Raw genomic sequence first — 27,000 nt, forward strand, 5'->3', positions numbered from 1 at the left:
ATGAGCACTTCCGCCCGTCGTCGCAGCACCGTGCACGATGTCGCGCGCGTCGCCGGAGTCTCCAGGGGAACCGTCAGCCGCGTGATCAACGGCGGCTACGTGTCGGACGCCGCGCGCACCGCGATCGAAGAGGCGATCCGGGAGGTCGGCTACGTGCCGAACACCGCCGCCCAGAACCTCGTGCGACAGCGCACCCAGGCCATCGCGTTCATCGTGCACGAGCCGCACGCGCTGTTCCTCGAAGACCCCAACATCGGCGCGATCATGCTCGGCACGAACGAGACTCTCTCCGAGGCGGACTACCAGATGGTCTGCCTCGTGGTCGACTCGGTGCGAGACACCGAACGCGTCGCGCGCTACCTCAATGGCGGGTTCGTCGACGGCGCTGTGATCGTCTCGGCCCGAGCGCAGGATCCGATCACCAAGGCCGTGATGCGACTCGACCTGCCTGTCGCCTACGTCGGCCACCCACCCGACGTCGATGCCGCCTGGGTCGGCGTCGACAACCGCGGCGCCGCGCAGGCCGTCACCTCACGTCTGCTGGCGACCGGTCGCACGAGGGTCGGCATGATCGCCGCCGCCCTCGACCGCGACTCGGGCACCGATCGACTCGCCGGATTCACCGACGCTCTCGGCGACGACTTCGATCCGGACCTCGTCGAAGAGGTGCCGCTGTACTCCTACGCCGACGGAGCCGCCGCCATGAGGCGACTGCTCGACCGAGCACCCGACATCGACGGAGTCTTCGCCGCGTCCGACGCGGTGGCCGCCGGAGCGATGTGGGCGCTGCGCGAAGCGGGACGGCGTGTGCCGGATGACGTCGGCGTGGTCGGCTTCGACAACAGCACGTGGGCGACGCGCACCACCCCGCTGCTCTCGACCGTCGACCAGCCGGCCGAAGGTCTCGGGGCTGCGGCCGCGGCATCCGTCCTCGCGCAGCTGCGCGACGATCAGCGTCCGCGCGAAGGGATCATGCTGCCGACGCCCGTGGTGTGGAGAGACTCGGCCTGAGCGCCCCTCCCCCAGCGGAACGGCGAGACCGTCGGGTCGCCGGAGATCCAGAAGCGCCAGGGGAATGCCGCGGTCCCGGCGATGCCGGCCACACCGACCCTCGGCCCGGTCGCCACATCGGTCACCGGTTCGTCACGCAGCCACAGCTCGGCGCGGGCGCCCGCGAACTCCGCTCCGGTGATCGCGTCGATGCCGTCGTGGATCGGATGCCGCAGGCCCGCCGACTGGCCGAATCGCCCGGGCCCGCGCGCGAGGTCGCGCAGCGCAGTCGCCGTCAGAGGGGGCGTCGCACGGCGGCGCACCGCGACGGCATCCGCCCCGTGCACCACCTCGCCCGCACGCAGCAGGATCCCGCCCGCCTGACCCTCGGGGCCCGAGACGACGTTCACGCACGAGTGGATGCCGTGACTCAGATAGACGTACAGGTGCCCCGGCTCGCCCCACATCGTCGCGTTGCGTGCGGTGCGCCCCATGCGCGCGTGCGACCCGGGGTCGGCCGCGGGTCCCGTGCCCTGCCCGTGATAGGCCTCGACCTCGGTGAGTCGGAGTCGCACCTCGGAGCCGGCCACGACGGTGCGCAGCTCACCGCCGAGCAGCAGCGGAGCTACCTCGACCGGCAGCCCGCTCAGCTCGGCGCGGGTCGCTCGGTGCAGGGCATCCGTCGGCATGGGCTCAGAACTGGGGGGCCGTCTGGCACCACGAGGCGTCGAAGCCGGTGAGCGCCACGATCTCGTCACCCGTGCGCAGGTCGAGCAGGTGCGTCTCGAGGTTCTCGGGCAGCGGCAGCAGCATCTGGTCGTAGGGGTTGTCGGCGAGCTCCGGCGCTATGACGACCGCGGCGTACTGGCCGCTGGGCGACGCGCAGGCCTGCAGGATCGAGTCGGTCGAATCGACCTCGACGAGCGGTGTCGCCGCGCCCTCGTCGTTGACCCGGATGACCGCCTGACCGACGGGCAGACCGTTCTCGTCGCGCGACACCACGTGGCGCAGCGTGCCGCCGGGGTACGGCGTGATCGTGATCGCGGTGCCGTAGTCGGGAGTCGATGCTTCGAGCGGCACCTCCGACCCGTTAGCGAGGTTCAGCTCGACCACCGTGCCGTCGAGTCGCTCGACGATCGCCGTGTACGTGCCCCGCGAGATGCCCTGGATGGTCGTCGCGAGTCCGAGGGACTGCACTCCCGCATCGGTCGAGCGGTCGACCAGCGAGAGCGCACCGTCGAAGTCGATGAAGAGCACGGCGGAGCTGTCCGGCACGAACTGCCAGACGAAGATGTTCGCCTCCTTGCCCCCGACCTCTGTCACCACCGGTTCGTCGTCGCCGCTCAGCGATTGGGTGACGAGCACGCTGGCGCGCCCCTCCGTATCGCTGAGCTCCTTGTCGGAGTAGCTGTAGCCGACCAGACCCCCGCGGTCGGAGACCTGGATCGCCCCGACGTATCCGACACCGGGCAGCTCGAGCTCGCGCTGATCCGTCCCGTCGCGGTCCATCACGAGCAGCTTCGAGCCCTCGTCCTCCTCGACCGAGACCACGAGCTGCGACGACGTCGCACGGAAGTCGTTGATCTTGTCGGCCGCGAACACGGGCTGTGCCTTCTCACCCGACAGGTCGGTGCGGAAGATCTGGTCGTTTCCGTCGGGGTCTCGGCGCAGCAGGAAGATGTGGGATGCCGGAGTCGAGAAGCTCGTCGACAGCGTGGCGCTCGGGCCGCCTCCGGCGCCGACCGCATCGGCGACCTTCACCGTGTACTCGGTGTCATCGTCGAGCGGCACGGTGAAGCGGATGCCGATGCCGCGGCCCGCGGCGTCGAGGGTGAAGGGCACAGCGGGGTCGACCGTCACCTGCGATTCGTCGATCGCGGCGAGGGACTGGTTCGCGGTGAGGATGACCCGGCTGCCGGAGGTCTCGATGGCCTCGGTCGGGTCGACCTGCACCTCGGTGATGCGGGGTCCCTGGGTGAGGCTGACGACGCCGAGTCCCGCCCCCACCAGCACGAGGATGCCGAGCACAGCGCCGAGCGCCAGCAGGAACCGGCGGTCGCTCGGGGTGTCGGACTTCTCGGGCTTCGCGGGCTTCTCCGGCTTGGCGGGCTTCTCGGGCCTGGCGGCCTTCGCGGGCTTGGCGGCCTTCGCCGGCTTGGGCTTCTTCTCGGCCTTCGGCTTCTTCTCGGCCTTCGGCTGCACCGGCGCCGGGGGCGCGTAGTCGGTCGTGGAGTGAGCCGCGAACGACGTCGTGGACTCCGCATCAGGCGGGACGAAGGTCGAACGCGTCGGCCGTTCGCCGCCGGCCCCGCGAGCCCCGCGAGCCGCAGGCGAGACGACAGGCGTGTCGGTCGCAGGAGACGTTCCGGCTCGCTCTGCCCCGCCGCCCTCGTCCGGCGATTCGGCGGTGGGTTCGGCTGCGCCGGCGTCGCTCACCGACGGCGACGGGGAATCCGCGGCAGCAGCGGCCGCGTCCGCCTCGCGGGCGGCGCGCAGCTCGGCGCGCGTGCGCGGCACCGCCGGGAGGTCGGGGCGCTCGTCGTCAGTACTCATACGGGTCCTGAGGCTCGTCGATCGCGGTGACGGTGGTGGGCTCGACGTGCAGCGAGCCGTCGGCATCCGCCTTGACCGTGCCCTCGACCTCGACCCACTGGCCGGTGTCGAACTCTCCCGCATCGATCGTCACCGGTAGCGTCGCCGGCTGCGCGTCGATCACGCAGTGCGTGATGACGAGGCGCGTGAGGTTGACGCCGTCGGCATCCGTGGGGGTGACGAAGCCGGTCAGCGTGACCGTCTTGCCGTCGTAGGCGGCGGTGTTGGTCGCCGTCGCGAACACGCTCGCCCAGTCGCCCACCCCGAAGGTCGCGGTGTCGGCGACCCCGAGGGTCACATCGTCGGCCCCGGCGAACAGCGCGGTCTGCTCTCCGACCCGCGACATCGCCAGCTCGACCGACAGCGATGCGGGCGGCAGCACGAGCGCTGCGATGACGACACCCGAAGCGACGACACCTCCGGTGACCGTGCCCACGAGGGCGAGGCTGCGGCGAGGCGACGGCTCGGCATCCGCATCCGTGCCGTGTCCGTGATCGTGTCCGTGGTCGCCTTCTTCGCCGAGCGGCAGGGTGCACGACCAGATCGCTCCGGCAAGCGTCACGACGGCCGCGGCGCAGGCGAACCACACCGACTCGGGGCTGATGTAGAGATTCAGGCGACCGGTCAGGCCGAGTCCGAGCGTGACGACCGAGATCACCGTGGCGAGACCGATGCCGAGCCAGCGGGTGCCCAGGGCACGGGCGCGCGAGCGGGCCTGCGTGGGGTGCGCGTGATCAGACAAGGACGTTCACCCCGATCCCGATCGCGAAGGCGGCGAACAGCACCACGCCGACGATCCCGACGAGGGTGCGGGTGGTGAAGGTCGTGCGCATGAGAGCGAGCATCTTCACGTCGACGAGCGGGCCGACGAGCAGGAACGCCACGAGCGCGCCCGACGAGAAGGTGGAGGCGAACGACAGGGCGAAGAAGGCGTCGACGTTCGAGCAGATCGCGACGGTCATCGCGAGGGCCATCATCGCCAGGATGGACAGCACCGGGTTCGAGCCGATCGCCAGCAGCACCTCGCGCGGGATCAGCACCTGCACCGCTCCGGCGAGCGCCGATCCGATCACGAGCGCGGGCATCACGGCGCGCAGCTCGACGAGGAACTGCGTGAGGCTGCGGCGCACCGGTGTGCCGTGCTCGTGCGTGACGCGGTCGCAGGTGTCGATGAACCGCTGGGTGAGCAGCGAGTCGGGCGAGGGGTGGCGGCTGTAGATCCAGCCGATGAGGTTGGCGATCAGGTATCCGCCGATGAGACGGGCCACCAGGATGCCGTCATCGAAGCCGAATGCCGCGTGCGTGGTGAGGATCACGATCGGGTTCACGATCGGGGCGGCGATCAGGAACGTCAGCGCCTCGGCCGGTGCGAGCCCGCGCATCATGAGACCGCGGGCGAAGGGCACGTTGCCGCACTCGCACACCGGGATGAGCATGCCGAGCAGCGACAGCACCGCACGCCGGGCCCATGCGCGCTTCGGCAGCCAGCGGTGGATGACGTCGGCGGGCAGCCACACCTGGACGACGATCGACAGCAGCACGCCGAGGATCACGAACGGCAGCGCCTCGATGAGCACGCTCAGGGCGAGGGTCAGGCCGTCCTGAGCCCTGCTGGGCAGGCTGGCGGTGAAGAGCGACGGAAGGAACCGGTCGATCAGGAAGAGCGCGAGCACGATCGCGGCGCCGAGGCCGACCCCGATCCACGGCGAGCGCGGCGATCGGGAGGGCCGGTGCGAGTGCACCGTCCGTGGAGCGGCCTGGGTGGTCACGCGTTCGCTGCCTCTTCGGCGTCCCGCTTGTTGGTGCAGGAGGCGCACAGCCCGAAGATGTCGACCACGTGTGCGGCATCCGTGAAGCCGTGGAGGGCCGCGGTGCGGTGCGCCCACTGCTCGACGTCGGTCGCCTCGATCTCGACCGTGAGTCCGCAGTTGCGACAGATCAGGTGGTGGTGGTGGCCCTGCGTCGTGCAGGCGCGGTAGAGCGCCTCGCCTTCGGGGCTCTGCAGCGAGTCGGCGTCGCCGGCTGCGGCGAGTCCGGCCAGGGCCCGATAGACCGTGGCGAGGCCGATGCCGGTGTTGTCGTCGCGGAGCGAGGCATGCAGATTCTGCGCGCTGACGAATCCTCGCGCGTCGGCGAGGGCTTCGCGCACGCGATCGCGCTGCCAGGTGTTCCGCTGAGCCATACCCACGATTCTAGGCGCGCCGCCCTTGCCGGGCCCTGGGAACGTCAGGCCCGCACGCGGCGCACGCCGCCTCGGGCGCGCTGGATGATCCAGCACACGACGTAGATCGTGAACGACAGGGTCGTGATGTACGGACTCACCGGCAGCGTGCCCGCGAGGGCGAGCAGGATGCCGCCGACGGCCGACACGAACCCGAAGAGCGCCGCGAGCAGAGGCACCGCGACCGGCCCGGCCGAGACGCGCATGGCGGCCGCCGCGGGAGTCACGAGCAGCGCCATCACGAGCAGGGCGCCGATGATGTGCACGCTGACCGCGACGATCAGACCGAGCAGCACCATGAAGAGCAGGCTCACCGCGCGGGTCGGCACACCGCGGGCCGCGGCCGACTCGGGGTCGAGCGAGTCGAAGCGCAGCGGGTTCCACATGAGCAGCAGCCCGAGCAGCACGACGATGCTGATGCCGAGCAGCCACCCGAGGTCGGGGCTCGAGACCGAGACGATCTGTCCGGTCAGCAGACTGAAGCGGTTGGCGCTGCGCCCGTCGTAGAGCGACAGGAAGAGGATGCCGAGGCCGAGGCCGAACGGCATGAGCACCCCGACGATCGAATTGCGATCTCGGGCCCTGGCCCCCAGGACGCCGATCAGGATCGCCGCCACGAGCGCACCGCCGAGGGATCCGACGACCACGCTGCCCCCGAAGAGCAGCGCTGCGGCGGCACCCGCGAACGAGAGCTCGCTGACGCCGTGCACCGCGAACGCGAGGTCGCGCTGCATCACGAAGACGCCGATCAGTCCGCCGACGATGCCGAGCACCGCACCCGCGATGATCGAGTTCGCGAGCAGGGCGACGAGCTCGCCGTAGTCCTGGAACGAGAACACGTCACTCCAGTCGACCGCAGGCACGATGCCGGTGATGACGGTCATGCGGCACCTCCGTGGTCGTGGTCGTGCAGGTGGTGGGGCTCGGCATCCGGCACCCCGACGACGACGAGTCGGTCGCCGGCGCGCAGCACGAACACCGGGGTGCCGTAGAGCTCGGTGAGCACGCGGGTCTGCAGCACCTCTTCGGGGGTGCCGAGCACGAAGCGACCGCCGGCGATGTACAGGATGCGATCGACGCGGCCGAGGATCGGGTTGATGTCGTGGGTGACGAACAGCACGGCGGCGCGGCGATCGCGACGCTGGCGATCGATGATGTCGGTGATCGCGACCTGGTTCGCGAGATCGAGGTTCGACAGCGGCTCGTCGCACAGCAGCAGGGCGGGTTCGTCGGCGAGCGCCTGACCGACGCGCAGTCGCTGCTGCTCACCGCCCGACAGGAGGCCGACCCGGCGGTCGGCGTAGTGCGCGGCTCCGACCGAGGCGAGCAGCTGATCGACCTTGGCCTTGTCGCCGCGGTGCGGGATCGGGAAGCCGAAGCGGCTGCCCTGCACACCGAGCGCCACGAGGTCGCGGGCTCGCATGCTCGTGTCGGGAGCCAGCGAGCGCTGCTGCGGGATGTATCCGATGCGCGGGTTGCCCTTGCGCACCGGCCCGCCGGCGACCGAGATCTCGCCGGCCGACAGCGGCTGCAGGCCCAGGATGCTGCGCAGCAGCGTGGTCTTGCCCGAACCCGACGGTCCGAGCACGGCGATGAACTCCCCGGGCTCGACGGTCAGGTCGAGGCCCGACCACAGTTCCCGATCACCGCGCTGGAGGGCGGCTCCCCGCACCTCGAGCACGGGGTTCGACTTCTCGGCTCCTGCCCGCGCGTCGGCGGCGGCGCTCACGACTGGAGCGCGTCGGCGAGGCTCTGGATCGCGTCACTCATCCACTCAGAGTACGACGATCCTTCGGGCAGCAGCTCCGTGAACGCGACGAGAGGGATGCCGGCGGCGGTCGCGGCATCCTCGACGCGCTGCGTCTCGGCCCCGCCGGTCTGCGCATTGGTGAGCACGGCTGCCACGTCGCCGCTGTCGACGACGTTCAGGGTCTCGAGCAGGGTCGCGGGGGCGACATCGCTGCCCTCCTCGACCGACTCCGCGAATCCCTCGGGGGTCACATCGGTGAGTCCGGCGGCGGTGGCGATGTAGCCGGGCAGCGGCTCGGTGATGATCACATCGGCGCCGGCGGCATCCGTCTTGAGGGTCTCGAGGTCGACTTCGAAGCCCTCGAGGTCGGCGACGATGTCCTCGGCGTTGGCGGTGAACTCCGCCTCGCCGTCGGGGTCGATCGCGGCAAGCTCATCGGCGATCGCCTCGACCACGTGGATCATCGTGTGCGGGTCGAACCAGACGTGCTCGTTGAAGCCCTCGATGTGATTGTGGCCCTCATGCCCCTCTTCACCCTCGGCGTGGTCGTGATCGTGCTCTTCCTCGGTCGCGCCCTCCTCATCGGAGTGACCCTCGTTGCCCGGGAAATCGTGCGAGAACTCGACGGCGCTGACGATGTGCGGGTCCTGGGCATCCTGCAGCAGGGTGTCGATGAAGCCGTCGTAGCCGCCGCCGTTCTCGATCACGAGGTCGGCCTTCTGCACCGTCAGGCGGTCACGGGCCGAGGCCTCGTACGAGTGCGGGTCCTGCGTGGCCGAGGTGATGATCGAGGTCACGTCGACGCGGTCGCCGCCGATCTGCTCGGCGAGCGAACCGTAGACATTGGTGCTCGCGACGACCGTCACCGCTCCGCCGTCGCCGCCCTCTCCCGCAGCGGGGGTGGTCGAGCATCCGGCCAGCGAGAGTGCGGCGACGGATGCGAGGGCGAGGGCGACGAACGGCTTCTTCATGTCCCCCACTCTAAACGCTAATGAGAACCATTATCAAATCGGCGGGCTGGGGTGGCACGCTTCACGATCGATTGCAGGGCCGACGCACGGATGCAGGAGGAGAAACCGTGTTCTCGCCCTGCATCCGTGCTTTCGTCCTGCGATCGGATCCGGTCAGCCGATGAGACCCGGCGCGATCCACACGGTCGAGTCCGCCGGGACCGCCCCGTCGACCACCGTGCCGAGGACGACATCGGCGGCATCCGCTCCGAGGTCGAACGGCTCGGTGCCGAAGTTCGTCACGATCTGCCAGCCGTTCGGGCGGGCGAAGCGCAGCACATCGGGCCGGCCGGTCTCGATCCACTCCAGGCTCTCCTCGGTCTGCAGCTCGTGCCGCAGCCGCAGCGCCTCCCGGTAGAGCGAGAGCGTCGACGACGGATCGGCGGCCTCGACATCGACCGCGGACTCGGCGAACCACGCGGGCTGCGGCAGGTGCGCCTCGGCGGATCCGAAGCCGAACGACGGTCCGGATGCGGTCCAGGGCAGCGGCACGCGGCATCCGTCCCGTCCCAGTCCGTCGAAGACGGCACCACGGAAGAACGCCGGGTCCTGACGCTGCTCGGGCGCGACGTCGGCGACCTCGTGGAGGCCGAGCTCCTCGCCCTGATACAGGTAGGTGCTGCCGGGGAGCCCGAGCAGCAGCAGCGTCGCAGCGTGCGCTCGGCGAAGACCCGCCTCGCGATCGAGCTGATCCTCCGGCCCGCCGGCCGCGACCCACTCGACCCCTTGCTTCACTCCGGTGCGCCCCTCGAGCGGCGCGAGACCGTAGCGCGTCGCGTGGCGGGTGACGTCATGGTTCGACAGCACCCACGTCGTCGACGACCCCGTGGCCTCGGACTGCGCGAGGTTGTCGGTGATGATCGTGCGGAACTGCGTCGCGTCGAAGTCGGCGACCAGCAGGTCGAAGTTGAACGCCTGCCCGAGCCCCTCGGCCGAGGCATACCGTGCGCGACGCTCGGGAGTGCTGACCCAGGCTTCGGCCACGGCGGTGCGGGGCGGGTCGTACTCGTTGAAGACCCGGCGCCACTCGGCGTAGATCTCGTGCACGTCGTCGCGGTCGTGCAGCGGATGGTTGCCGTCGTGCGGGAGCAACTCGAGATCGGCGGTGCTGGGCAGCGGCTCGGTCAGATCCTTCGTCAGCATGTGGGCGACATCGATGCGGAAGCCGTCGACCCCGCGGTCCGACCAGAAGCGCAGCGTCGTCAGGAAGTCCTCGCGCACCTCCGGGTGGTCCCAGTTGAAGTCGGGCTGTTCGGGGGCGAAGCTGTGCAGGTACCACTGGCCGTCATCGACCCGCTCCCACGCCGATCCGCCGAACGCGGCGGTCCAGTCGGTCGGCGGCTCCGCGCCGTCGGGACCGGATCCCTCGCGGAAGATGTACCGCTCGCGGGCCGCCGAGCCGCGGCCTGCGGCGAGCGCCTCCTGGAACCACTCGTGCAGGTCGGACGAATGGTTCGGCACGATGTCGACCACGACGCGGATGCCGCGCTCGTGCAGCGCCGCGACCATGTCGTCGAAGTCGTCGAGCGTGCCCAGGCGCGGATCGACGTCGCGGTAGTCGGCCACGTCGTAGCCCCCGTCTGCCAGGGCCGACGGATAGAACGGGCTGAGCCACACGGCGTCGATGCCGAGGTCGCGCAGGTAGTCGGCCCGCGAGACGATGCCAGGGATGTCACCGAGGCCGTCGCCGTTCGCATCGGCGAAGCTGCGGGGGTAGATCTGGTAGACGGCGGCCTGGCGCCACCATGCGGCCGTCGTGTCGTCGCGGGTCTCGGTGAGAAGCGCATCGGTCATGAGGGGTGTTGCTCCTTCGTGTTGCGGTCTGGGGTGTGCGACGTGTCAGCCCTTGACGGCGCCCTGTGTGACGCCCTCCATGACGAAGCGCTGCGTGAACAGGTAGGCCAGGATCGCCGGGGCCATCGCCATGAGGTACGAGGCGAACGACACGTTGTAGTTGTTGCTGAACTGGGTCTGGAAGAGGTTCTGCCGCACCGGCAGCGTCTGCAGCGCGGGATCGGAGATGATCAGCGACGGCATCATGAAGTCGTTCCAGGCGTAGAGGAAGGCGAAGATGCCGACCGTCGCGCTCATCGGCGCCAGCAGCGGGAAGATCAGCTGCCAGAACGTCTGCCAGGTGGTGGCGCCGTCGATGCGGGCGCTCTCTTCGAGCTCGATCGGGATCGACCGCAGGAACGCGGTGAACAGCAGCACGCTGAAGCTCAGCTGGAACATCGTCGCGAGGATGATCACGCCGAACGGGTTGTCGAGTCCCACCCAGCCGGTCAGCTGGATCTGCGGCAGCGCCACCACGGGGAACGGGATGAACATCGCGGCGAGCAGGTAGAAGAACGACCAGCGGAACAGGCGGTGGTCCCAGTTGCGGACGATCGCGTACGACGCGAAGGCCGCGAGCACGATCGTCGCGATCACGGTGCCGGCCGTGACCAGCAGCGAGATCCCCGCGCCGACCGGGAACTTCGTGAGATTCCAGGCCTCGACGAACCCGTCGATGCTGAAGGGCGCCGGCAGCGAGAACGCGTTGCCGTCGACCGCCTGACCCGTGGTCTTGAACGCCATCGAGATCGTGACGTACAGCGGCAGCAGCACGGTGACGGCACACAGGATCAGGATGATCGTGCCCGACCAGTTGACACGCTCCATGCGGACGCGCGGCTTCTTGCCCGAGGTGGGGATGGTGGTGAGTGTCTGCGTCGACATCAGAGTGCGTTCCTTCCGCGGGTCAGCGAGAGCTGCAGCAGGGAGATGAGCACGGCGACGATGAAGAAGATCGTCGCGTTGGCCATCTGGTAGGCGTAGTCGCCGCCGTTGAAGCCCGCGATGATCGTCATCGCGACGCTGCGGGTGGCGGTGCCGGGACCGCCGTTGGTGAGGCCGACGATGATGTCGTAGGCGTTGAGGAAGCCCTTGAAGCCCAGGATGACGTTGATCACTACGTACCCCGCGACGAGCGGAAGCGTGATGCGGAAGAGCTGCTGCCTCTTGTTCGCTCCGTCGATGCTGGCTGCCTCGTAGACCTCGCCCGGCACCGAGAGCAGGCCGGCGATGTAGATGAGCAGTGTGCCCGGAACCGCCTGCCACGCGGTGACGATGACGATGGCCACCCACGCGAGATCGGGATTCGCGAGCAGACTGGTCGAGAGCCACGGGATGCCGGTGGCGGCGCCCGCGGCAGGGATCGAGTTCGAGAACAGGAAGTTGAAGACGTAGGCGATGATGATGCCCGAGATCACCATGGGGATCACGAAGATCGTGCGCAGCCCCGTCTTGAACCGGATGCGGGAGGTCAGCCCGACCGCCAGCAGGAACGCGATCACGTTGACGACGATCACCGTGGCGATCGAGAAACCGAACGTGAACAGGTAGCTCTGCAGGATGGCCGGGTCGCTGAACATCGCGATGTAGTTGGTCAGCCCGTTGAAGCTCCACTCGCCGATGCCGATCGAGTCGGTGAAGCTGAAGAAGATGCCCATGATGCCGGGCACGGTGATCGCGAGCGTGAAGATGACCAGCGTCGGCAGCAGGAACAGGTAGTAGATCGGCTCGACCTTGCGGGTGCGGCGACCGAGCTTGCGGGTGCCTCCCGTGATGATCGCCGTGGTGTCGGTCGTGGGGGTGTTGGGCTTCGTGATGGCGCCCGCCGTCGGCCTCGACGACGAGGGGTTGGGGGCTGCCGGGTTGGGCAGAGCGGTGTTCGTCATGGCGTGGACTCCTCTGTCTCGCCGGATGCTGAGTCCTCACCGGAGGCGTTGTCCTGGGTCGACGGGATGGGAGCGCGGAACGCGATCCTCGCCCAGTCGGCATCCATGGTGCGCAACGTGGAGGTCGGGGACGCGCCCAGCACCATCGCCTGCGCGTAGTTGAAGACCGGCAGGGTTCGGGGCACGAGCACCGAGGGTCCCTGATAGATCTGGCCGTTGTCGTAGTACTCGATCATTCCCTCGATCCGAGGGTCGTCCGGCGCCGGTGCGTCCTTCGTCGGGGTGAACCCGAGCTGCGACGCGTTGTAGGCCTCGATGTTCTCGGGCTGGAACAGGTACTCGAGGAAGTCACCTGCTGCCTCCTGGTGCTGCGACCCCTCGGGGATCATCGCGGCGAGGTCCATGTTGACGCGCACGCCGAGGTCGGCGGGATCGTCGGTCATCGGCAGCGGGAAGGTGCCGAGGTCGAGGTCGGGAGCCGTCTTCTCGATCTCGCTGAACGCCCACGGCCCCTGCAGGTACATCGCCGCCTCGCCCTTGCCGAATGCGAGATTGCCGTCGCCGTATCCGCGGCTCGCGGCATCCGCGTTGGTGTACTCGGTCGCGAGGGTCATCATGCGGTCCATGGGCTCGGCGAAGTCCTTCTCGAACGACACCTCGGAGTCGGGACCGACCTCGGTACCCTCCTCCGCGAGGGTGTCGAAGAAGTCGATCACGTCGACCGAGCCGCCGGCGGTGTAGTCGTACCAGCCCTGCGCGACGGTCCAGTCGTCCTTGAAGGTGGCGTAGAAGGGGTCGATCCCCGCCTGCTTCAGCTGATCGCACACGGCGAGCAGCTCGTCCCACGTCTGCGGGACCTCGAGGCCCTGCTCGTCGAAGATCTGCTTGTTGTAGATGACCGACGCGCCCATCACCGAGTACGGCAGCGCGCTCGTGCGCCCCTCGCACGAGCCGTACTGCTCCATGAGCGGCTGCAGGTCGTCGCGGATGGTCGAGGCGGCCTCGGTGTCGGAGAGATCCGTGAGCGCGCAGCGCTGCACGAACCGGGCGATCTCGTAGTTGTAGTTGGCCAGCATGATGTCCGGCGGGTTGCCGCGCACGAAGCTCGCCGACACGACGTCGACACCCGAGGTGTCGATCTCGACGCGCACCTTGTCCTGCGAGGAGTTGTACTCGGCGACGAGCTCTGTCATGAACTCGATCGCCTCGCGTTTGCTGAACGTGAAGCGGATGGTCTCGGTTCCGCCGGCCGTCGAGCAGCCGGTCAGAGCCGCTCCGACCAGGGCGAGCGCGGCCGCACCGGCCACCAGCTGCGCCGGGCGTGGGGGTTTCACAGACACCGTCGTCCTTTCGTCCTGTAGATCCGCAGACTAAATCTAGTGAGCGAATTTACTTCGATGAACGGTACTCTCTCATCTGGACGAGAGTGAGGTCAAGGCCCGTGACAGAAGTCTCCGCAGGTCTCGGCACCGGACGAGCCAGCGTCGGCGCCATCCTCGACTTCGCCTGGGCGGCCGGGGAGTTCACCGCGACCGAGGCGATGGCGAGCACCTCGCTGACCCGTTCGACAGCGATCGACGGGATCGACACCCTCGTCGATGCCGGGGTGCTGCGCGAGCTGCCCAACGCCCGCGCCGCCGGAAGCTACCGCGCAGGACGCCCGGCGCGACGTTTCGTGCTGGCATCCGACCTGGGCGTCGTCATCGGGGTGGATGCCGGAGACACCCACCTCGCGGTGACCGTCGCCGACCCCACCGACCACACTCTCGTGCACCACCGCACCGACCTCGACCCGACGCAGACCGCGGCGGCACGCCGCGCCACGATCCTCGACCAGATGCAGCACGCGCTCGCCGAGGCCGAGGTCTCGCGCGAGGCGGTGCTCGCGATCTGCGTCGGCGTCGCCGCGCCCGTCGACCGGGCGGGCATCTCTCCGCCGCATCCCGAGGGCTTCTGGGAGCGCACGAACCCCGGTCTCGCCGAGGCGCTCGCCGACTGGGCCCCCGTCGTGGAGATCAAGAACGACGCACAGCTCGCCGCGATCGCCGAGGGCTCGGCCGGCGCAGCCATCGGATGCCGTGACTACGTCGCCCTGCTCGCGAGCGAACGCTTCGGCGGCGGCGTCGTGGTCGACGGCCACGTGCTGCACGGCGCTCACGGCGGAGTCGGCGAGGGTGTCGTGTTCGACCACATCATCGGCGTCGGCTCGGCCTTCGGTCTGCGCTACGCCCTGCAGGATCAGGTGCGGGCGGCAGTCGAGAGCGGCGAGATCTCCTTCGAATCCCCGATCGGGCGGCTCGCACGCGAGGATCGCATCGACCCCCGCGCCGTGCTGACGGCGGCGGCAGCTGGCGATGCCGATGCGCTCCTGGCCACCTCCCGCGTCGGCGCGACGCTCGCCCGTGTGGCCGGCGTGCTCGGCAGCATGTACGACCCGTCCCGCGTGATCGTGTGCGGGGCGGTGGCCGAGAGCATCGCCCCCGTTCTCACGGCTGCGCGCGAGGTGCTGCCGGCCCAGCTGCACCTGCCGGCACCCGAGATCCTCGCCTCGACGCTGGGCGCCGAGGTCGTCTCGATCGGCGCCGTCGCGACCGCGCGCAGGGCGGCGCGCGAGGTGGCCGTGCCGCTGCTCGCGGAGCGGCGGCTCAGCGCGGTGAGCTGACGTCGTGCGAGAAACAGAGCCGCAGCGCTCCCCGTCATCGATCGAACTGCTCCTCGACGCAGAGGCCGAGGCCGTGGTCCGGGCCGAATGGGATGCTCTCGCGGCGCGCGGCCTGTCGAGCCTCGCGGGGCACACGTCGGCGAGCAACCGCCCTCACATCACGCTGGTCGCACGCGTCGACCTGTCATCGCCCGGACCAGATGCCTTCGCCGGCATCACCTCGTTCCCGATCACGCTGGGCGCCCCCCTGCTCTTCGGCTCCGGAGATCGCCGTGTGCTGGCGCGGAGCATCGTTCCCCGTGCGGAGTTGATCCACCTCCGCGAGACGATCCTCTCCGCCGTCGGGCCGGGTGACGATGCCCCGCATACCGCTCCGGGCGAGTGGATGCCGCACGTCGCCCTCGCCCGCCGGTTGCGGGTCACCGACCTGGCGGACGCGCTGGATATCATCGGCGACGACATCCACGCTCACGCGCGCAGCGTGCGGCACTGGGACCCCGCCACCGCGCAGATCACTGCGCTCGCGGAGCTGCGTCAGGCGTAGTCGCTGTCGTCGACCGGGGAAGGCGCCGGCCCCAGGCTCTCGATGGCACCCCACAGCCCCTCCGGGACCTCCGCCTGCTCCAGCTCGTCGAGCTGCTCACGACGATGCGGTCTCGACACCCCGACGACCGTGGAGTCGACCAGCGGGGACCGCAGCGAGTAGTGCAGCGCCGCGGCAGCCATCGACGTCCCCTGCTCCGCGCACACGTGCTGCAGACGCTCGGTCCACCTCAGCAGCTCCTCGCCGGCCGGCCGATAGGCATACTGCGCACCGGAATGCGGGCCCTTGACGAGCAGTCCCGAACCGAAGGGCGCAGCGTTGAACACGGCCATGCCGCGTGCCTTGGCGTCGGCGAACACACTCTCAGCCGAGTGATCCACGAGCGTGAATCGGTTGTGGATCAGCACGGCGTCGAACACCCCCGTCTCGACGTACTTCGCCATCAGCGGGACCGGAGCCGCCGCCACACCGATCGCGTCCACCACGCCGGCGCTCCGCAGTTCGATGAGCCCCTGCACCGCGCCGCCGATCGAGATCGTGTCCTCGAACGACACCGAGTACGGGTCGTGCAGGTGCAACAGCGGAAGCCGGTCGACCCCGAGCCGCGCGGTCGTCTCCTCGAACGAGCGGAGGACGCGGTCTCGGTCGAACACGCCCGTCTCAGGGTCCTGATCCACCTTCGAGATGACTCGCGAACCGTCCATCCCCAGCTCGCGCAGCGCGATGCCGATGACGGCTTCGGATCGACCGGCCGAGTAGTTGTTCGACGTGTCCACGAACCCGTGCCTGCTCGTGAGCAGGTCGATGGCGACATCGACGGCCGCTCTCTCCTCGGCGGATCCCGGCTCCGAATGCCGGCCGAGGCCGGAGGTTCCGAGGGTGATGGCAGTCGGTTCGATCCTCATCCGCGTTGAGTCCGTTCTGTCGGGGCGGTCATCACGGTTCTCCGCCACTGTATCCCCGCCGTTCGCCTCACTCCACGAGCAGTGCGGGCTCCTCGAGCACGGATGCCACGTCGGCGATGAAGCGGCTCATACCGTCGCCGTCGATCACGCGGTGGTCGAACGAGCCTGCGACCGTGGTCACCCAGCGGGGGCGCACCTCGCCGTCGACGACCCACGGCTTCTGGCTGATCGTGCCCATGGCCACGATGCCCGCCTCGCCGGGGTTGATGATCGGGGTACCGGCATCCATCCCGAACACACCGATGTTGGTGATCGTGATCGTGCCGCCCTGCTGGTCGGCGGGGCTGGTCTTGCCCTCGCGCGCCGTCAGGGTGAGCCTGTTCAGAGCGCGGGCGAGGTCCTTCATGCTGAGGTCCTGCGCGTCCTTGATGTTCGGCACGAGCAGACCGCGAGGCGTCGCCGCGGCGATGCCGAGGTTCACGTAGTGGCGCACCGCGATCTCCGCGCCGCCCTCGGTCTCGATCCACGCGGCATTCACCATCGGGGTGCGGCGGGCAGCCCAGATGACGGCGCGGGCCATGATCAGCAGCGGCGAGACGCGGATGTCGGCATAGTCGGGCGATGCCTTGAGCCTCTTGACGAGCTCCATCGTGCGGCTCGCGTCGATCTCCTTCCACACGGTGACGTGCGGAGCGGAGTACGCGCTCTGCACCATCGCCGACGAGGTCGCCTTGCGCACGCCCTTCACAGGGATCGACTCGGTGCGGTCGTCGGACACCGGGGCGGATGCCGGCGCTGCCGACACTCCACGGGCGAGGCCCGCCGGCGTGCTCTGCGGTGCGGGCACGGTCTCTTCGCGCACGGCGCCCCACTCGGGCGTCTCGATGTTGCGGAAGACGCTGGCCTGCGAGGCGTGGGTCATCACGTCGTCGCGAGTCACCTCGCCGTCGGCTCCGGTGGGCGTGACCGTGGTGAGGTCGACGCCCAGATCGCGGGCGAGCTTGCGGATCGGCGGCTTCGCGATCACGCCGACCGACGAGCGCACCGGGCGCTCCGCCGGACGCTTGCGCCGCGACGTCGCACCGCCGCCCGTGCCGTAGCCGACGAGAACCGACCCGCCGCCCTCTTCCGGCGCGGGGGCCTCCGCGGTGGCGATCTTGCCGGGTCCGGCGTCGTCGCGCGCATCGGTCACGAAGGTGATGATCGGCGAGCCGACCTCGACGGTCGCGCCCTCGGCGGCGAGCAGCTCGCCGACGACTCCGGCGTGCGGCGACGGCAGCTCGACGAGCGACTTGGCGGTCTCGATCTCGCAGATGACGTCGTTGATGGCGACGGAGTCACCCGGCGCGACCTTCCATGCCACGATCTCGGCCTCGGTCAGGCCCTCGCCCACATCGGGGAGGTTGAAGTTCTGCGTGCTCATGTGCGGTCCTTTCGGAACGGTGAGATCAGGGTGAGATCAGTAGGCGAGCGAACGGTCGACGGCCTCGAGGATGCGGTCGGCGTCGGGGAGGTAGGTGCCCTCGAGCTTCGCGGGCGGGAACGGAGTGTCGTATCCCGAGACGCGGAGCACGGGAGCTTCGAGCGCGTAGAAGGCACGCTCCATGACGGTCGCGGCGATCTCGCTGCCGATGCTGACGAAGCCCTGGGCCTCCTGGGCGTAGACCATGCGTCCGGTCTTGCGCACCGAGCTCAGGATGGGCTCGTAGTCGACCGGAGACAGCGACCGCACGTCGACGACCTCGCAGCTGGTGCCCTCGGCCTCGGCGAGCGCGGCCGCCTGCAGCAGGGTCGTGACCATGGCTCCGTGTCCGACGAGCGTGACGTCGGATCCGGTGCGCACGACGCGAGACGAGTGCAGCGGGGCGGCGGACGCGTCGAGCTCGACCTCGCCCTTCTGCCAGTAGCGGCTCTTCGGCTCCATGAAGATCACCGGGTCGTTCGACGCGATGGCCTCCTGGATCATCCAGTACGCATCGTTCGGCGTCGACGGCGACACCACCCGCAGGCCGGGGGTGTGCGCGAAGTAGGCCTCGGGGCTCTCCTGGTGGTGCTCGACCGCTCCGATGTGCCCGCCGTAGGGGATGCGGATCACGATGGGCAGGCTGATCCTGCCCTCGTGGCGGTTCGTGAGCTTGGCGAGCTGGGTCGTGATCTGGTCGAACGCGGGGAACACGAACCCGTCGAACTGGATCTCGATCACAGGACGGAACCCGGCCATCGCGAGCCCGATCGCGGTGCCGACGATCCCCGACTCGGCGAGGGGGGTGTCGAGCACGCGGCGGTCGCCGAAGTCGCGCTGCAGGTGCTCGGTGACGCGGAAGACACCGCCGAGCTTGCCGATGTCCTCGCCCATGAGCAGGACCTTGGAGTCGTCTTCGAGCGCCCGGCGCAAACCCGAGTTCAGCGCCTTGCTGAGGGGCATCGTCTCGAGGGTCATGCGTGCACCGTCCTCGACGTCGTGAACTTCTGCGGCCATACGCACGTTCGGCGGCCACTGCGCGCAGCGCGGGCCGCGAAAGTCGCTCCTGGCCGAGAATCCTGAAGGCAATCCATCACTTGCCGTCTCCTTCGAACGATGCCTCGTAGCGCGTGTGCCAGGCCTTCTGCTCCGCCACGAGCGGATGCGGGTCGCTGTACACGTGATCGAAGATCTTGTCTGCGGTCGGCGATCCGAGCTCGACGCTGCGTGAACGCAGGTCCTCGGCGGCGTCGGCCGCCTCGGCATCCACGTCGGCGAAGAACTGCCCCGCCGCTCCCCTGTTCTCGAGGAAGGCGCGCATGCGGTCGATCGGGTCTCGCAGCGCCCACGACTGCTCTTCGTCGGAGCCGCGGTACTTCGTGGGATCGTCGCTGGTGGTGTGCGCGCCGAGACGGTACGTGACCGCCTCGATCGCCCGGGGACCCTGGCCGCTGCGGGCTTCATCGAGAGCGACGCGCGACACGGCGTAGCTGGCGAGGACGTCGTTGCCGTCGACGCGGACGCTGGGGATGCCGTAGCCGGCGCTGCGCTCGACCAGCGGCACCCGCGACTGCGTCGCGACCGGCACCGAGATCGCCCAGTGGTTGTTCTGCAGGAAGAAGACGGTGGGAGCCTGGTAGCTCGCGGCGAAGACCATCGCCTCGTGCACGTCGCCCTGGCTCGACGCCCCGTCGCCGTAGTAGACGATGACGGCTTCGTCCTTGTCGACGTCGCCGGTGCCGGATCGACCGTCGAAGCTCAACGCCATCGCGTAGCCGGCGGCGTGCAGCACCTGCGAGCCGAGAACCAGGGTGTAGAGGCGGGTGTTGCCGTTCTTGGGGTCTGTCGGATCCCAGCCGCCGTGCGAGACACCGCGCATCAGCTTGATGATGTCGACGGGGTCGACGCCGCGGATGCGCGTCACGGCGTGCTCGCGGTACGACGGGAAGAGCGTGTCCTGGGCGCGGGCGGCGCGGGCCGAACCGACCTGGGCGGCCTCCTGCCCACGACTCGGCGGCCACAGCGCCAGCTGTCCCTGTCGCTGCAGGTTGGTGGCCTGGGTGTCGATCGCGCGGATGACCACCATGTCCCGGTAGAACTGCTCGAGCTCGGCGTCGCTGATCGCCTCGATCAACGACAGATACTGCTCAGCAGCCGGACTCGGCGTGAAGCGGCCATCCTGATCCAGGACGCGGACGAGTTCAGTCTCTGACGAGGTCACGACCCCCACGCTACCCGCGCGCGCATGCCCGGTCACGCATACCTAGGACGTCCTCGCATCTGCCGGGAACCCGGAGAAACGGCGGAACGGCGCGGATCAGCGCAGTGACGATGCGACCTCGAGCACGCGCGCCACGGACGCCTCCTCGCCCACGGAGATGCGGATGCCGTCACCCGGGAACGGGCGCACGATGAGGTCGGCGGCGACGAATGCGGCGGCGACCTCGTCGGTGCGCTCGCCGGTGGGCAGCCAGATGAAGTTGGCCTGCGAGTCGGGCACGTCCCAGCCCTGCCGACGCAGCCCCTCGAGCAGGCGCGTGCGGCGCTCGACGATCACCGCGACGCGCTCGAGCAGCTCGGACTCGGCGTCGAGGCTCGCGATCGCGGCGTTCTCGGCTGCCGACGTGACGGAGAGCGGGATGCCGGTGGTGCGCGCGGCATCGAGGACCTTCTCGTTGCCGATCGCGTATCCGATGCGCAGGCCCGCGAGTCCGTAGGCCTTCGAGAAGGTGCGCAGCACGACGACGTTCGGATGCCGCTCGAACACCCGCTCGGCGAGACCGTCGACCGCCCCGGGCACCGTCACGAACTCGGCGTAGGCCTCGTCGAGGACGATCAGCACATCGGCGGGGACGCGCTCGACGAACGTCGCGAACTCGTCGCTCGTGATGATCGGACCGGTCGGGTTGTTCGGGGTGCAGAGGATGACGGCACGCGTGCGCTCGGTGACCGCCTCAGCCATCGCGTCGAGGTCGTGACGGGAGTCGGGCGTGAGAGGCACCTGCACCCCGGTCGCGCCCGCGACGAGCGGCAGGCTCGGATAGGCCTCGAACGAGCGCCAGGCGTAGACGACCTCGTCACCCACGGAGGCGGTCGCGAGGATCAGCTGGTGGAGGATCGAGACGCTGCCCGCAGCCACGTGCACCTGGTCGGGCTCGACGGCGTACCGTGCACCGAGTCGTACGCGAAGGCGGCCGGCGGTGGCATCCGGGTATCGGTTGATGGGCGTCGTGTGCTGCAGCGCCGCGGCGACCGACGGAAGCGGCTCGAACGGGTTCTCGTTGCTCGAGAGCTTGAATGCGTCGGGGCCCGCCTGCTTGCCCTGTCGATACGGCGCCAGGGCGGCGATGGCGGGACGGATGCGCGGAAGGATCGGGTCGGTCACAGTCATGAGTCTAGATTCCGCGGCGCTCCCGCGCCCCACATGGAAGACTGGACGGACTATGCGCTTCATCATCCGAGTCGTCGTCAACGCGTTCGCCCTCTGGGTCGTGACGCTGATCCCCGCCCTGCAGGTGCAGATCAGGGCGTTCGCGCCGGGCGAGACCCTGCAGCTCGTGCTGACCCTGCTCGCGGTGGCCGCGATCTTCGCGCTCGTGAACACCGTCATCGGCACGGTGGTGAAGATCGTCGCGTTCCCGCTGTACATCATCACCCTCGGACTGATCGGCTTCGTGATCAACGGCTTCCTGCTGTGGCTCACGGCGTGGATCACGAGCGGGTTCGGCTGGGGTCTCACGGTCGGCAGCTTCTGGTGGGGCGTGCTCGCCGCGCTCATCATCTCGCTGATCAACGGTGTCTTCGGCTTCATCCTGCGTCCGCAGAGCAAGAAGCAGCGTCGGGACTGACGCCTGCCGGCGCACCTCGCGCGGCCGTCATCCGACACGCTCGGCCTGATACTCGGTGCGCTCGACCACCTCGGCGGTGTCGAGCTCGCGCCAGAACTCGTGCATCGCATCGATTCGCAGGTCGCTGAGCTCATCGGCCATCTCCGCGGTGTCGATGTACGTGTCGAGGTGGTGCGCGTCGACCGTCAGGTCCCCGAGGGTGTCCTGCGGGGTTCCTTCAGTGAGCAGGGTGATGCTGTCATCCGACCCGGTCCCCTCGGGCGATCCTCCGCCGGCCAGCCCGGAGACCACGTCGTCGGAATGACGCAGCTGGATGATGGTCTGGTCGTCATCCAGGGTCGGCTCGACCGGGCTTCCCGCCGTGATCTGCATCTGCACGTCGAACGGACTCTCCATCGCGAGGTGAGCGGCGACCATGGCCGATTGCGAATGGGCGACGACATCGACCTCATCGCCCGGCTGCGCCCCCGCCGCCTCGAGCGCCTCGATCGTCGCCTGATACGACGCGGATCTCTTCCCGGTGTAGAGCTCGGCGTTGGACTTGGAGTCCCACGGCTGCGCACCTCCCCACGCGACGCTCTGCGTTCCTTCCAGGTAGGCGACGAACTTCGTGGTGCCGTCGGCGAAGGAGTACTTCTCGACGGCGACCTGCGCTCCGACGGCGACCGGCATGCGCCTCAAGGCTCCGGCCAGGCCCGAGGGCGCCCCCTGGGGCGAGGACGTCTTCACCGGCGAGACCGTGACGGGGTCGGCCGTGCCCTGCAGCCTCTCGCCGGGGAGCACCTTGCCGAACCCCGAGAACGCCCCGACGAGCGCCGCGGTCCCGAAGACGTGGTCGTACAGGGCGGGCGTCACGAGGTTGCCCGTGAGGCCTTCGAATCGTCTGGCGCGCCACTGAGCGACGAGGTCGTCGGCCATCTTCGAGATGCGTTCGTCCGACGCAGCAAGACGATCGGCTCGTCGTGTCAGCCGCTGCGCCGTGCTCGGATCGGTCTGCGCGAGCATCTCGGCCTCCGCTCGCAGTTCGACGTATTCGTAGGCATCGGCCATGAGAAGGGTGGACTCGGCGGTCTCCTGGCACTCGGAGCGGAGTCGAGCTACGTGCTCGCCCGACGCCCACAGCCCCACCGTGTCGACGTGCTCGCTGAAGCCGGGAGTGTCGACGATGATCCGATGCGCTCGCATGATGGCCGAACGCGCATCGTCATAACGGGAGGCGACGGCATCGATGCGGTGAGCGACATCGCGCAGCACGTCGGGGTCGACGGCGATCGCTCCCCCGTGGTCGATCGTCAGCCCTGTCATGAGACGTCGATCCGTTCGGCCTCTGACTCACGGCTGCGCATCTCGGATGCCTCGACGCGTGTCCTCCGTCGGAGATCGTCGAGCGAGTGCTGCATCGCGCGCACCCCGTCGGAGTGCCAGTCGGTGTCGGCGGTGAGGACGGCGAGCGATGCGCGCACGTCGTCGAGCGCCTCGACCGCGCTGCGAAGCGCTGCCACGGCGCGGGACTGGGCCCAGGCGGTGTCTGCGGCGCCGGTCTGTGCGAGTGCGAAGGAGTACATGCGCCCAGCATCCGCGATGCACTGCCGCTGCGATGTGCGGACGCCCCTCGGATCTCGGGCCTCGTGAGCAGTTGGCTCGGTCGCGGCACCGGTGCAGAACGGGTGCGCCCGCCCGGCCCGGGATCTCCGGCATCGCGCGATCGGGCTGCGACCGGCAGAATAGGACGGTGACATCCCCGGATCCCTTCCGCGTGATCTTCGTGTGCACGGGGAACATCTGCCGTTCTCCGATGGCGGAGGTGGTGTTCCGCGATCTCGCGGAACGTCAGGGTCTCGGCTCGCGGATCGTCTCCCGCAGCGCGGGAACAGGAGATTGGCACCTCGGCGAACGGGCCGACCACCGCACTCTCGATTCCCTCAGCCGCCGCGGCTACGACGGCTCACTCCACCGCGCGAAGCAGTTCACCTTCTCCTCCTTCTCGGAGAACGACCTCGTCGTCGCCCTCGACCGCACTCATGAGCGCATCCTGCGCGAGTGGGCCGCCAACGAGGACGAGGAGGGCAAGGTCACCCTGCTGCTCGCCTTCGACCCCGACGCGCACAGCCAGGATGTCCCCGACCCCTACTACGCCGGCGCCGAGATGTTCGATTCGGTGCTCGGTATGATTGAGACCGCGACTCGCGGGCTGTTCCGCCAGCTCGAGCCGGCTCTCCGCCAGCCCCGCACGCCCCGCACTCCCGGGGCCCGATCAGGAGGACTCCCCTGACTTTCCAGCCTTCGCTCCCGCCCCAGCCGCTGAGCCCCCTCGACGGTCGCTACCGCGGCGCCGTCACCGGCCTCGCCGACTTCCTCTCGGAGGCCGGCCTCAACCGCGCCCGTGTCGAGGTCGAGGTGGAATGGCTGATCGCGCTCACCGACCGCTCGCTCTTCGAGACGAGCCCCCTGTCGGATGCCGACAAGGAGCGCCTGCGCGCCCTCTACCGCGACTTCGGCCAGGCCGAGATCGACTGGCTCGCCGAGAAGGAAGCCGTCACGCAGCACGACGTGAAGGCGATCGAGTACCTCGTGCGCGACCGCCTGTCGGCCCTCGGCCTCGACGCGATCGCCGAGCTCACCCACTTCGCCTGCACGAGCGAGGACATCAACTCCGCGTCCTACGCCCTGACTGTCAAGCGCGCGGTCGAGGAGGTCTGGCTGCCGGGTCTCGACGTCGTGATCGCGAAGCTCCGCGAGCTGGCCGCCGAGCACGCCGACGCCGCGATGCTCTCCCGCACCCACGGTCAGCCGGCCACTCCGTCGACCATGGGCAAGGAGCTCGCCGTCTTCGCGTGGCGTCTCGAGCGCGTGCGCGCGCAGATCGCGGCATCCGACTACCTCGCCAAGTTCTCGGGCGCGACCGGCACCTGGTCGGCGCACATCGCCGCCGACCCCGACGCCGACTGGCCCACCATCTCGCGCGAGTACATCGAGGGCCTGGGTCTGGGCTTCAACCTGCTGACCACGCAGATCGAGTCGCACGACTGGCAGGTCGAGCTCTACGATCGCGTGCGTCACGCCGGCGGGATCCTGCACAATCTCGCCACCGACATCTGGACGTACATCTCGCTCGGATACTTCGCGCAGATCCCCGTCGCGGGCGCGACCGGATCGTCGACGATGCCGCACAAGATCAACCCGATCCGGTTCGAGAACGCCGAGGCCAACCTCGAGATCTCCGGCGCCCTGCTGGCATCCCTCGGACAGACCCTCGTCACCAGCCGACTGCAGCGCGACCTCACCGACTCGACGACGCAGCGCAACATCGGCGTCGCGTTCGGCCACTCGCTGCTCGCGATCGACAACCTGCGTCGCGGTCTGAACGCCATCTCGCTCTCGCGCGACGTGCTGCTCGCCGACCTCGACGTGAACTGGGAAGTCCTCGCCGAAGCAATCCAGACCGTCATCCGCGCGGAGGTCGTCGCCGGCCGCTCGTCGATCAGCGACCCCTACGCGCTGCTGAAGGAGCTCACCCGCGGTCACCGCGTGGGCGCCGCGGACCTGGCGGAGTTCGTCGAGGGACTCGAGATCGGGGATGCCGCGAAGCAGCGTCTGCTCGCCCTCACCCCCGCCTCGTACACCGGCATCGCCGAGCAGCTCGCGAAGTAGCGCGAACGAGCGGGTGCCGCTGAGGCATCCGCTCGTTCGGTGCGGGGCCAGAAACGCACCGCGCGCGCGATGCGGGGCCAGAAACGCACCGCAATCGGCCGAATCGGATGCGAAAGTGACCCCGCAGCCAAGCGACCCCGCAGCCAAGCGACCCGCAGCGAAGCGACCCCGCACGAAACTGACCCGGCGCCGGGTCACGAACGCCGTGCGGGCTAGGGCCGGGGCTCTCCGGAGTGCGCGCCCGCCGGGTCCCGCGGCATGAACGCCGCGGCGATCAGGGTGAGCACGGCCACGACGGCGGCAGCGATGAACACCCAGACGGATGCCGAGATGATGGTCGCCGGGTCCTCGGGCCCCGCGCCCTGCGCGATCACCGAGTTCGAGATCGCGCCGAACACGGCCACCCCGAGCGCGCTGCCGGCCGAGCGGGCGAAGGCGTTCATGCCGGTCACGGCACCGCGCTCGCCCCAGCCGACCGAGGCCTGAGCCGCGATCAGCGTCGGGGCGGCGCTCCAGCCGAGGCCGAAGCCCAGGACGAATGCCACGGCGGCGATCGAGAACGGATTGGGCCAGGGAGAGACCACCGCCAGAGCGATCGCCGCGACCGCGGTGATCGACATGCCGGTGAGCGCTGTGCGTCGGAAACCGATCCGCATGTACAGCCGGCCCGCGTTCGCGGCGGCGAGCGGCCAGCCGAGGGTGAGCGCCGCGACGGCCAACCCCGACAGCAGCGGCGCGATGCCGATGGACCCTTCCAGATATGCGGGTGCGAAGCTCGTCACGCCGGTCATCAGGGCGCCGATGCCCAGGGAGACGATCGTGGTCGTGAGGATCAGCGGCCGCGCCGCCAGGCGCAGGTCCACGATCGGCTCGGCTGCGCGACGCTCGACGAGGCCGAAGGCCACGAGCGCCGCGGCGCCGAGTCCGAAGCAGACGACACTGGGGATCGACAGCCACGCCCAGGCGTTGCCGCCCTCCAGCATCCCGAGGATCAGACCCGTGAGTCCGACCGTGAGCAGCACGGCACCGGCATAGTCGATGCGATGACGCTGCGTCCGCTTCTCTTCGTGATACCGCCGCAGCAGCATCCATCCCGCGATCAGACACAGCGGGATGTTGACCCAGAAAATCCACCGCCAGGCGTCGAGCTGGGCGAAGATGCCGCCGAGCGCCGGCCCGACGACAGAGGAGATCGCCCACACCGAGGCGATGTACCCCTGCACCTTGGCGCGCTCGGCGACCGTGTAGATGTCGCCGACGATCGTCATCGACATCGGCGCGACGGCACCGGCGCCGAGGCCCTGGATGATGCGGAACACGATCAGGGCGGTCATGCTCCAAGCGAAGCCGGAGAGCACCGACCCGAGCAGGAACAGCGCGATGCCGAGCAGGATGATCGGCTTGCGGCCGACGGTATCGGCGAAGCGCGAGTAGATCGGCACGCTGACCGCCTGTGCGAGCAGATAGACCGAGAAGAGCCAGGGGAACTGCTGGTAGCTGCCCAGATCGCGCACGATGCTGGGCACCGCGGTAGCGAGAATCGTCGCGTCGATCGCGATCAGCCCCGTGGCGAGCATGAGGGCCCCGAGCACCGGGCCTCGTTCCGACCTGAGTCCGATGGAGGCGCGGTCGATCGAGGCAGTCAC

Annotated in this window: 26 protein-coding genes; 6 read left to right on the forward strand and 20 right to left on the reverse strand. The window is 69.3% G+C overall.

The genetic code is table 11. The features are described 5' to 3' along the window. Window positions 1-1,011, forward strand: coding sequence for a LacI family DNA-binding transcriptional regulator (locus tag ACIPV5_RS01480; protein ID WP_056275400.1), 1,011 nt, complete (start codon window positions 1-3; stop codon window positions 1,009-1,011). Here the strand turns inward: ACIPV5_RS01480 and ACIPV5_RS01485 are convergent. The 12 genes from ACIPV5_RS01485 to ACIPV5_RS01540 form a co-directional block, all read right to left on the reverse strand. Then, window positions 951-1,679, reverse strand: a complete 729-nt coding sequence (locus tag ACIPV5_RS01485) for a DNA-3-methyladenine glycosylase (protein WP_320489178.1) — start codon at window positions 1,677-1,679, stop codon at window positions 951-953. The genes ACIPV5_RS01480 and ACIPV5_RS01485 overlap by 61 nt on opposite strands. 4 nt (window positions 1,680-1,683) lie before the next feature. Continuing rightward, window positions 1,684-3,543: a hypothetical protein gene (locus ACIPV5_RS01490; RefSeq protein ID WP_400339191.1), complete on the reverse strand. Its 1,860-nt coding sequence runs from the start codon at window positions 3,541-3,543 to the stop codon at window positions 1,684-1,686. Then, complete coding sequence (locus ACIPV5_RS01495) at window positions 3,533-4,324, reverse strand: TIGR03943 family putative permease subunit (RefSeq protein ID WP_232224497.1); 792 nt, start codon at window positions 4,322-4,324, stop codon at window positions 3,533-3,535. Before ACIPV5_RS01495 ends, ACIPV5_RS01490 begins: the two co-directional genes overlap by 11 nt. Beyond that, window positions 4,317-5,351 (reverse strand): permease, encoded by a 1,035-nt coding sequence (locus ACIPV5_RS01500; protein ID WP_150115130.1) that lies wholly within the window; start codon window positions 5,349-5,351, stop codon window positions 4,317-4,319. The genes ACIPV5_RS01495 and ACIPV5_RS01500 overlap by 8 nt, the downstream gene beginning before the upstream one ends. Next, complete coding sequence (locus ACIPV5_RS01505; protein ID WP_042540517.1) at window positions 5,348-5,764, reverse strand: Fur family transcriptional regulator; 417 nt, start codon at window positions 5,762-5,764, stop codon at window positions 5,348-5,350. Before ACIPV5_RS01505 ends, ACIPV5_RS01500 begins: the two co-directional genes overlap by 4 nt. Before the next feature lie 44 nt (window positions 5,765-5,808). Next, window positions 5,809-6,687 carry a metal ABC transporter permease gene (locus ACIPV5_RS01510; protein WP_400339195.1) on the reverse strand — a complete coding sequence of 293 codons (879 nt, stop codon included), beginning with the start codon at window positions 6,685-6,687 and terminating at the stop codon, window positions 5,809-5,811. Continuing rightward, window positions 6,684-7,532 (reverse strand): metal ABC transporter ATP-binding protein, encoded by an 849-nt coding sequence (locus tag ACIPV5_RS01515; protein ID WP_295104374.1) that lies wholly within the window; start codon window positions 7,530-7,532, stop codon window positions 6,684-6,686. The genes ACIPV5_RS01510 and ACIPV5_RS01515 overlap by 4 nt, the downstream gene beginning before the upstream one ends. Next, entirely contained in the window at window positions 7,529-8,524 is a 996-nt protein-coding gene (locus ACIPV5_RS01520) for a metal ABC transporter solute-binding protein, Zn/Mn family (protein ID WP_320489185.1), read from the reverse strand. Before ACIPV5_RS01520 ends, ACIPV5_RS01515 begins: the two co-directional genes overlap by 4 nt. A 153-nt stretch (window positions 8,525-8,677) precedes the next feature. Further along, complete coding sequence (locus ACIPV5_RS01525; protein ID WP_400339198.1) at window positions 8,678-10,357, reverse strand: glycoside hydrolase family 13 protein; 1,680 nt, start codon at window positions 10,355-10,357, stop codon at window positions 8,678-8,680. A 45-nt stretch (window positions 10,358-10,402) separates the two neighbouring features. Then, window positions 10,403-11,281 carry a carbohydrate ABC transporter permease gene (locus ACIPV5_RS01530; RefSeq protein ID WP_053098134.1) on the reverse strand — a complete coding sequence of 293 codons (879 nt, stop codon included), beginning with the start codon at window positions 11,279-11,281 and terminating at the stop codon, window positions 10,403-10,405. After that, a complete protein-coding gene (locus ACIPV5_RS01535; protein ID WP_400341229.1) occupies window positions 11,281-12,213 on the reverse strand; it encodes a carbohydrate ABC transporter permease in 933 nt (310 codons plus the stop codon). Before ACIPV5_RS01535 ends, ACIPV5_RS01530 begins: the two co-directional genes overlap by 1 nt. Window positions 12,214-12,278: 65 nt before the next feature. Next, complete coding sequence (locus ACIPV5_RS01540) at window positions 12,279-13,622, reverse strand: ABC transporter substrate-binding protein (RefSeq protein WP_083569407.1); 1,344 nt, start codon at window positions 13,620-13,622, stop codon at window positions 12,279-12,281. Between the two features lie 101 nt (window positions 13,623-13,723). On the opposite strand from ACIPV5_RS01540, the gene ACIPV5_RS01545 reads away from it, so the two are divergent. Both ACIPV5_RS01545 and ACIPV5_RS01550 read left to right on the forward strand, forming a co-directional pair. Continuing rightward, a complete protein-coding gene (locus ACIPV5_RS01545; RefSeq protein WP_400339201.1) occupies window positions 13,724-14,944 on the forward strand; it encodes an ROK family protein in 1,221 nt (406 codons plus the stop codon). Window positions 14,945-14,948: 4 nt separating this feature from the next. Next, a complete protein-coding gene (locus tag ACIPV5_RS01550) occupies window positions 14,949-15,488 on the forward strand; it encodes a 2'-5' RNA ligase family protein (RefSeq protein ID WP_400339203.1) in 540 nt (179 codons plus the stop codon). Here the strand turns inward: ACIPV5_RS01550 and ACIPV5_RS01555 are convergent. The 5 genes from ACIPV5_RS01555 to ACIPV5_RS01575 form a co-directional block, all read right to left on the reverse strand. Then, entirely contained in the window at window positions 15,479-16,393 is a 915-nt protein-coding gene (locus ACIPV5_RS01555) for an aldo/keto reductase (RefSeq protein WP_400339206.1), read from the reverse strand. The genes ACIPV5_RS01550 and ACIPV5_RS01555 overlap by 10 nt on opposite strands. A gap of 67 nt (window positions 16,394-16,460) precedes the next feature. Further along, entirely contained in the window at window positions 16,461-17,816 is a 1,356-nt protein-coding gene (locus tag ACIPV5_RS01560) for a dihydrolipoamide acetyltransferase family protein (RefSeq protein ID WP_053098139.1), read from the reverse strand. A 36-nt stretch (window positions 17,817-17,852) separates the two neighbouring features. Continuing rightward, entirely contained in the window at window positions 17,853-18,833 is a 981-nt protein-coding gene (locus tag ACIPV5_RS01565; protein ID WP_053099302.1) for an alpha-ketoacid dehydrogenase subunit beta, read from the reverse strand. A 115-nt stretch (window positions 18,834-18,948) separates the two neighbouring features. Further along, window positions 18,949-20,076 (reverse strand): pyruvate dehydrogenase (acetyl-transferring) E1 component subunit alpha, encoded by a 1,128-nt coding sequence (gene pdhA, locus ACIPV5_RS01570; protein WP_400339209.1) that lies wholly within the window; start codon window positions 20,074-20,076, stop codon window positions 18,949-18,951. Between the two features lie 96 nt (window positions 20,077-20,172). Beyond that, window positions 20,173-21,246: a histidinol-phosphate transaminase gene (locus ACIPV5_RS01575; protein ID WP_171821958.1), complete on the reverse strand. Its 1,074-nt coding sequence runs from the start codon at window positions 21,244-21,246 to the stop codon at window positions 20,173-20,175. Between the two features lie 52 nt (window positions 21,247-21,298). On the opposite strand from ACIPV5_RS01575, the gene ACIPV5_RS01580 reads away from it, so the two are divergent. Then, window positions 21,299-21,703 carry a phage holin family protein gene (locus ACIPV5_RS01580; RefSeq protein ID WP_053098140.1) on the forward strand — a complete coding sequence of 135 codons (405 nt, stop codon included), beginning with the start codon at window positions 21,299-21,301 and terminating at the stop codon, window positions 21,701-21,703. Between the two features lie 27 nt (window positions 21,704-21,730). On the opposite strand, the gene ACIPV5_RS01585 is transcribed toward ACIPV5_RS01580, so the two are convergent. Together ACIPV5_RS01585 and ACIPV5_RS01590 are read right to left on the reverse strand one after the other, a co-directional pair. Continuing rightward, on the reverse strand, window positions 21,731-23,008 hold the full coding sequence (locus ACIPV5_RS01585) for a hypothetical protein (RefSeq protein ID WP_400339212.1): 1,278 nt from the start codon (window positions 23,006-23,008) through the stop codon (window positions 21,731-21,733). Beyond that, window positions 23,005-23,268: a hypothetical protein gene (locus ACIPV5_RS01590; protein ID WP_072592106.1), complete on the reverse strand. Its 264-nt coding sequence runs from the start codon at window positions 23,266-23,268 to the stop codon at window positions 23,005-23,007. Before ACIPV5_RS01590 ends, ACIPV5_RS01585 begins: the two co-directional genes overlap by 4 nt. A gap of 230 nt (window positions 23,269-23,498) precedes the next feature. Between ACIPV5_RS01590 and ACIPV5_RS01595 the strand changes: the two genes are divergently transcribed. Continuing rightward, window positions 23,499-23,975, forward strand: coding sequence for a low molecular weight protein-tyrosine-phosphatase (locus ACIPV5_RS01595; protein WP_230100954.1), 477 nt, complete (start codon window positions 23,499-23,501; stop codon window positions 23,973-23,975). Further along, a complete protein-coding gene (purB, locus tag ACIPV5_RS01600; RefSeq protein ID WP_056275439.1) occupies window positions 23,972-25,354 on the forward strand; it encodes an adenylosuccinate lyase in 1,383 nt (460 codons plus the stop codon). Before ACIPV5_RS01595 ends, purB begins: the two co-directional genes overlap by 4 nt. Before the next feature lie 212 nt (window positions 25,355-25,566). Here purB and ACIPV5_RS01605 read toward each other — a convergent pair whose 3' ends face one another. Further along, window positions 25,567-27,000, reverse strand: a complete 1,434-nt coding sequence (locus ACIPV5_RS01605) for an MFS transporter (protein ID WP_400339215.1) — start codon at window positions 26,998-27,000, stop codon at window positions 25,567-25,569.

The sequence above is a fragment of the Microbacterium sp. NPDC090014 genome, from assembly GCF_044748285.1.
Taxonomy (GTDB): Bacteria; Actinomycetota; Actinomycetes; order Actinomycetales; family Microbacteriaceae; genus Microbacterium.

Coding starts and splice junctions, on each gene's coding strand:
- ACIPV5_RS01480 (WP_056275400.1), top strand. CDS start 1: ATGAGCACTTCCGCCCGTCGTCGCAGCACCGTGCACGATGTCGCGCGC.
- ACIPV5_RS01485 (WP_320489178.1), bottom strand. CDS start 1,679: ATGCCGACGGATGCCCTGCACCGAGCGACCCGCGCCGAGCTGAGCGGG.
- ACIPV5_RS01490 (WP_400339191.1), bottom strand. CDS start 3,543: ATGAGTACTGACGACGAGCGCCCCGACCTCCCGGCGGTGCCGCGCACG.
- ACIPV5_RS01505 (WP_042540517.1), bottom strand. CDS start 5,764: ATGGCTCAGCGGAACACCTGGCAGCGCGATCGCGTGCGCGAAGCCCTC.
- ACIPV5_RS01510 (WP_400339195.1), bottom strand. CDS start 6,687: ATGACCGTCATCACCGGCATCGTGCCTGCGGTCGACTGGAGTGACGTG.
- ACIPV5_RS01520 (WP_320489185.1), bottom strand. CDS start 8,524: ATGAAGAAGCCGTTCGTCGCCCTCGCCCTCGCATCCGTCGCCGCACTC.
- ACIPV5_RS01525 (WP_400339198.1), bottom strand. CDS start 10,357: ATGACCGATGCGCTTCTCACCGAGACCCGCGACGACACGACGGCCGCA.
- ACIPV5_RS01530 (WP_053098134.1), bottom strand. CDS start 11,281: ATGTCGACGCAGACACTCACCACCATCCCCACCTCGGGCAAGAAGCCG.
- ACIPV5_RS01555 (WP_400339206.1), bottom strand. CDS start 16,393: ATGAGGATCGAACCGACTGCCATCACCCTCGGAACCTCCGGCCTCGGC.
- ACIPV5_RS01560 (WP_053098139.1), bottom strand. CDS start 17,816: ATGAGCACGCAGAACTTCAACCTCCCCGATGTGGGCGAGGGCCTGACC.
- ACIPV5_RS01565 (WP_053099302.1), bottom strand. CDS start 18,833: ATGACCCTCGAGACGATGCCCCTCAGCAAGGCGCTGAACTCGGGTTTG.
- ACIPV5_RS01575 (WP_171821958.1), bottom strand. CDS start 21,246: ATGACTGTGACCGACCCGATCCTTCCGCGCATCCGTCCCGCCATCGCC.
- ACIPV5_RS01580 (WP_053098140.1), top strand. CDS start 21,299: ATGCGCTTCATCATCCGAGTCGTCGTCAACGCGTTCGCCCTCTGGGTC.
- ACIPV5_RS01585 (WP_400339212.1), bottom strand. CDS start 23,008: ATGACAGGGCTGACGATCGACCACGGGGGAGCGATCGCCGTCGACCCC.
- ACIPV5_RS01590 (WP_072592106.1), bottom strand. CDS start 23,268: ATGTACTCCTTCGCACTCGCACAGACCGGCGCCGCAGACACCGCCTGG.
- ACIPV5_RS01595 (WP_230100954.1), top strand. CDS start 23,499: ATGGCGGAGGTGGTGTTCCGCGATCTCGCGGAACGTCAGGGTCTCGGC.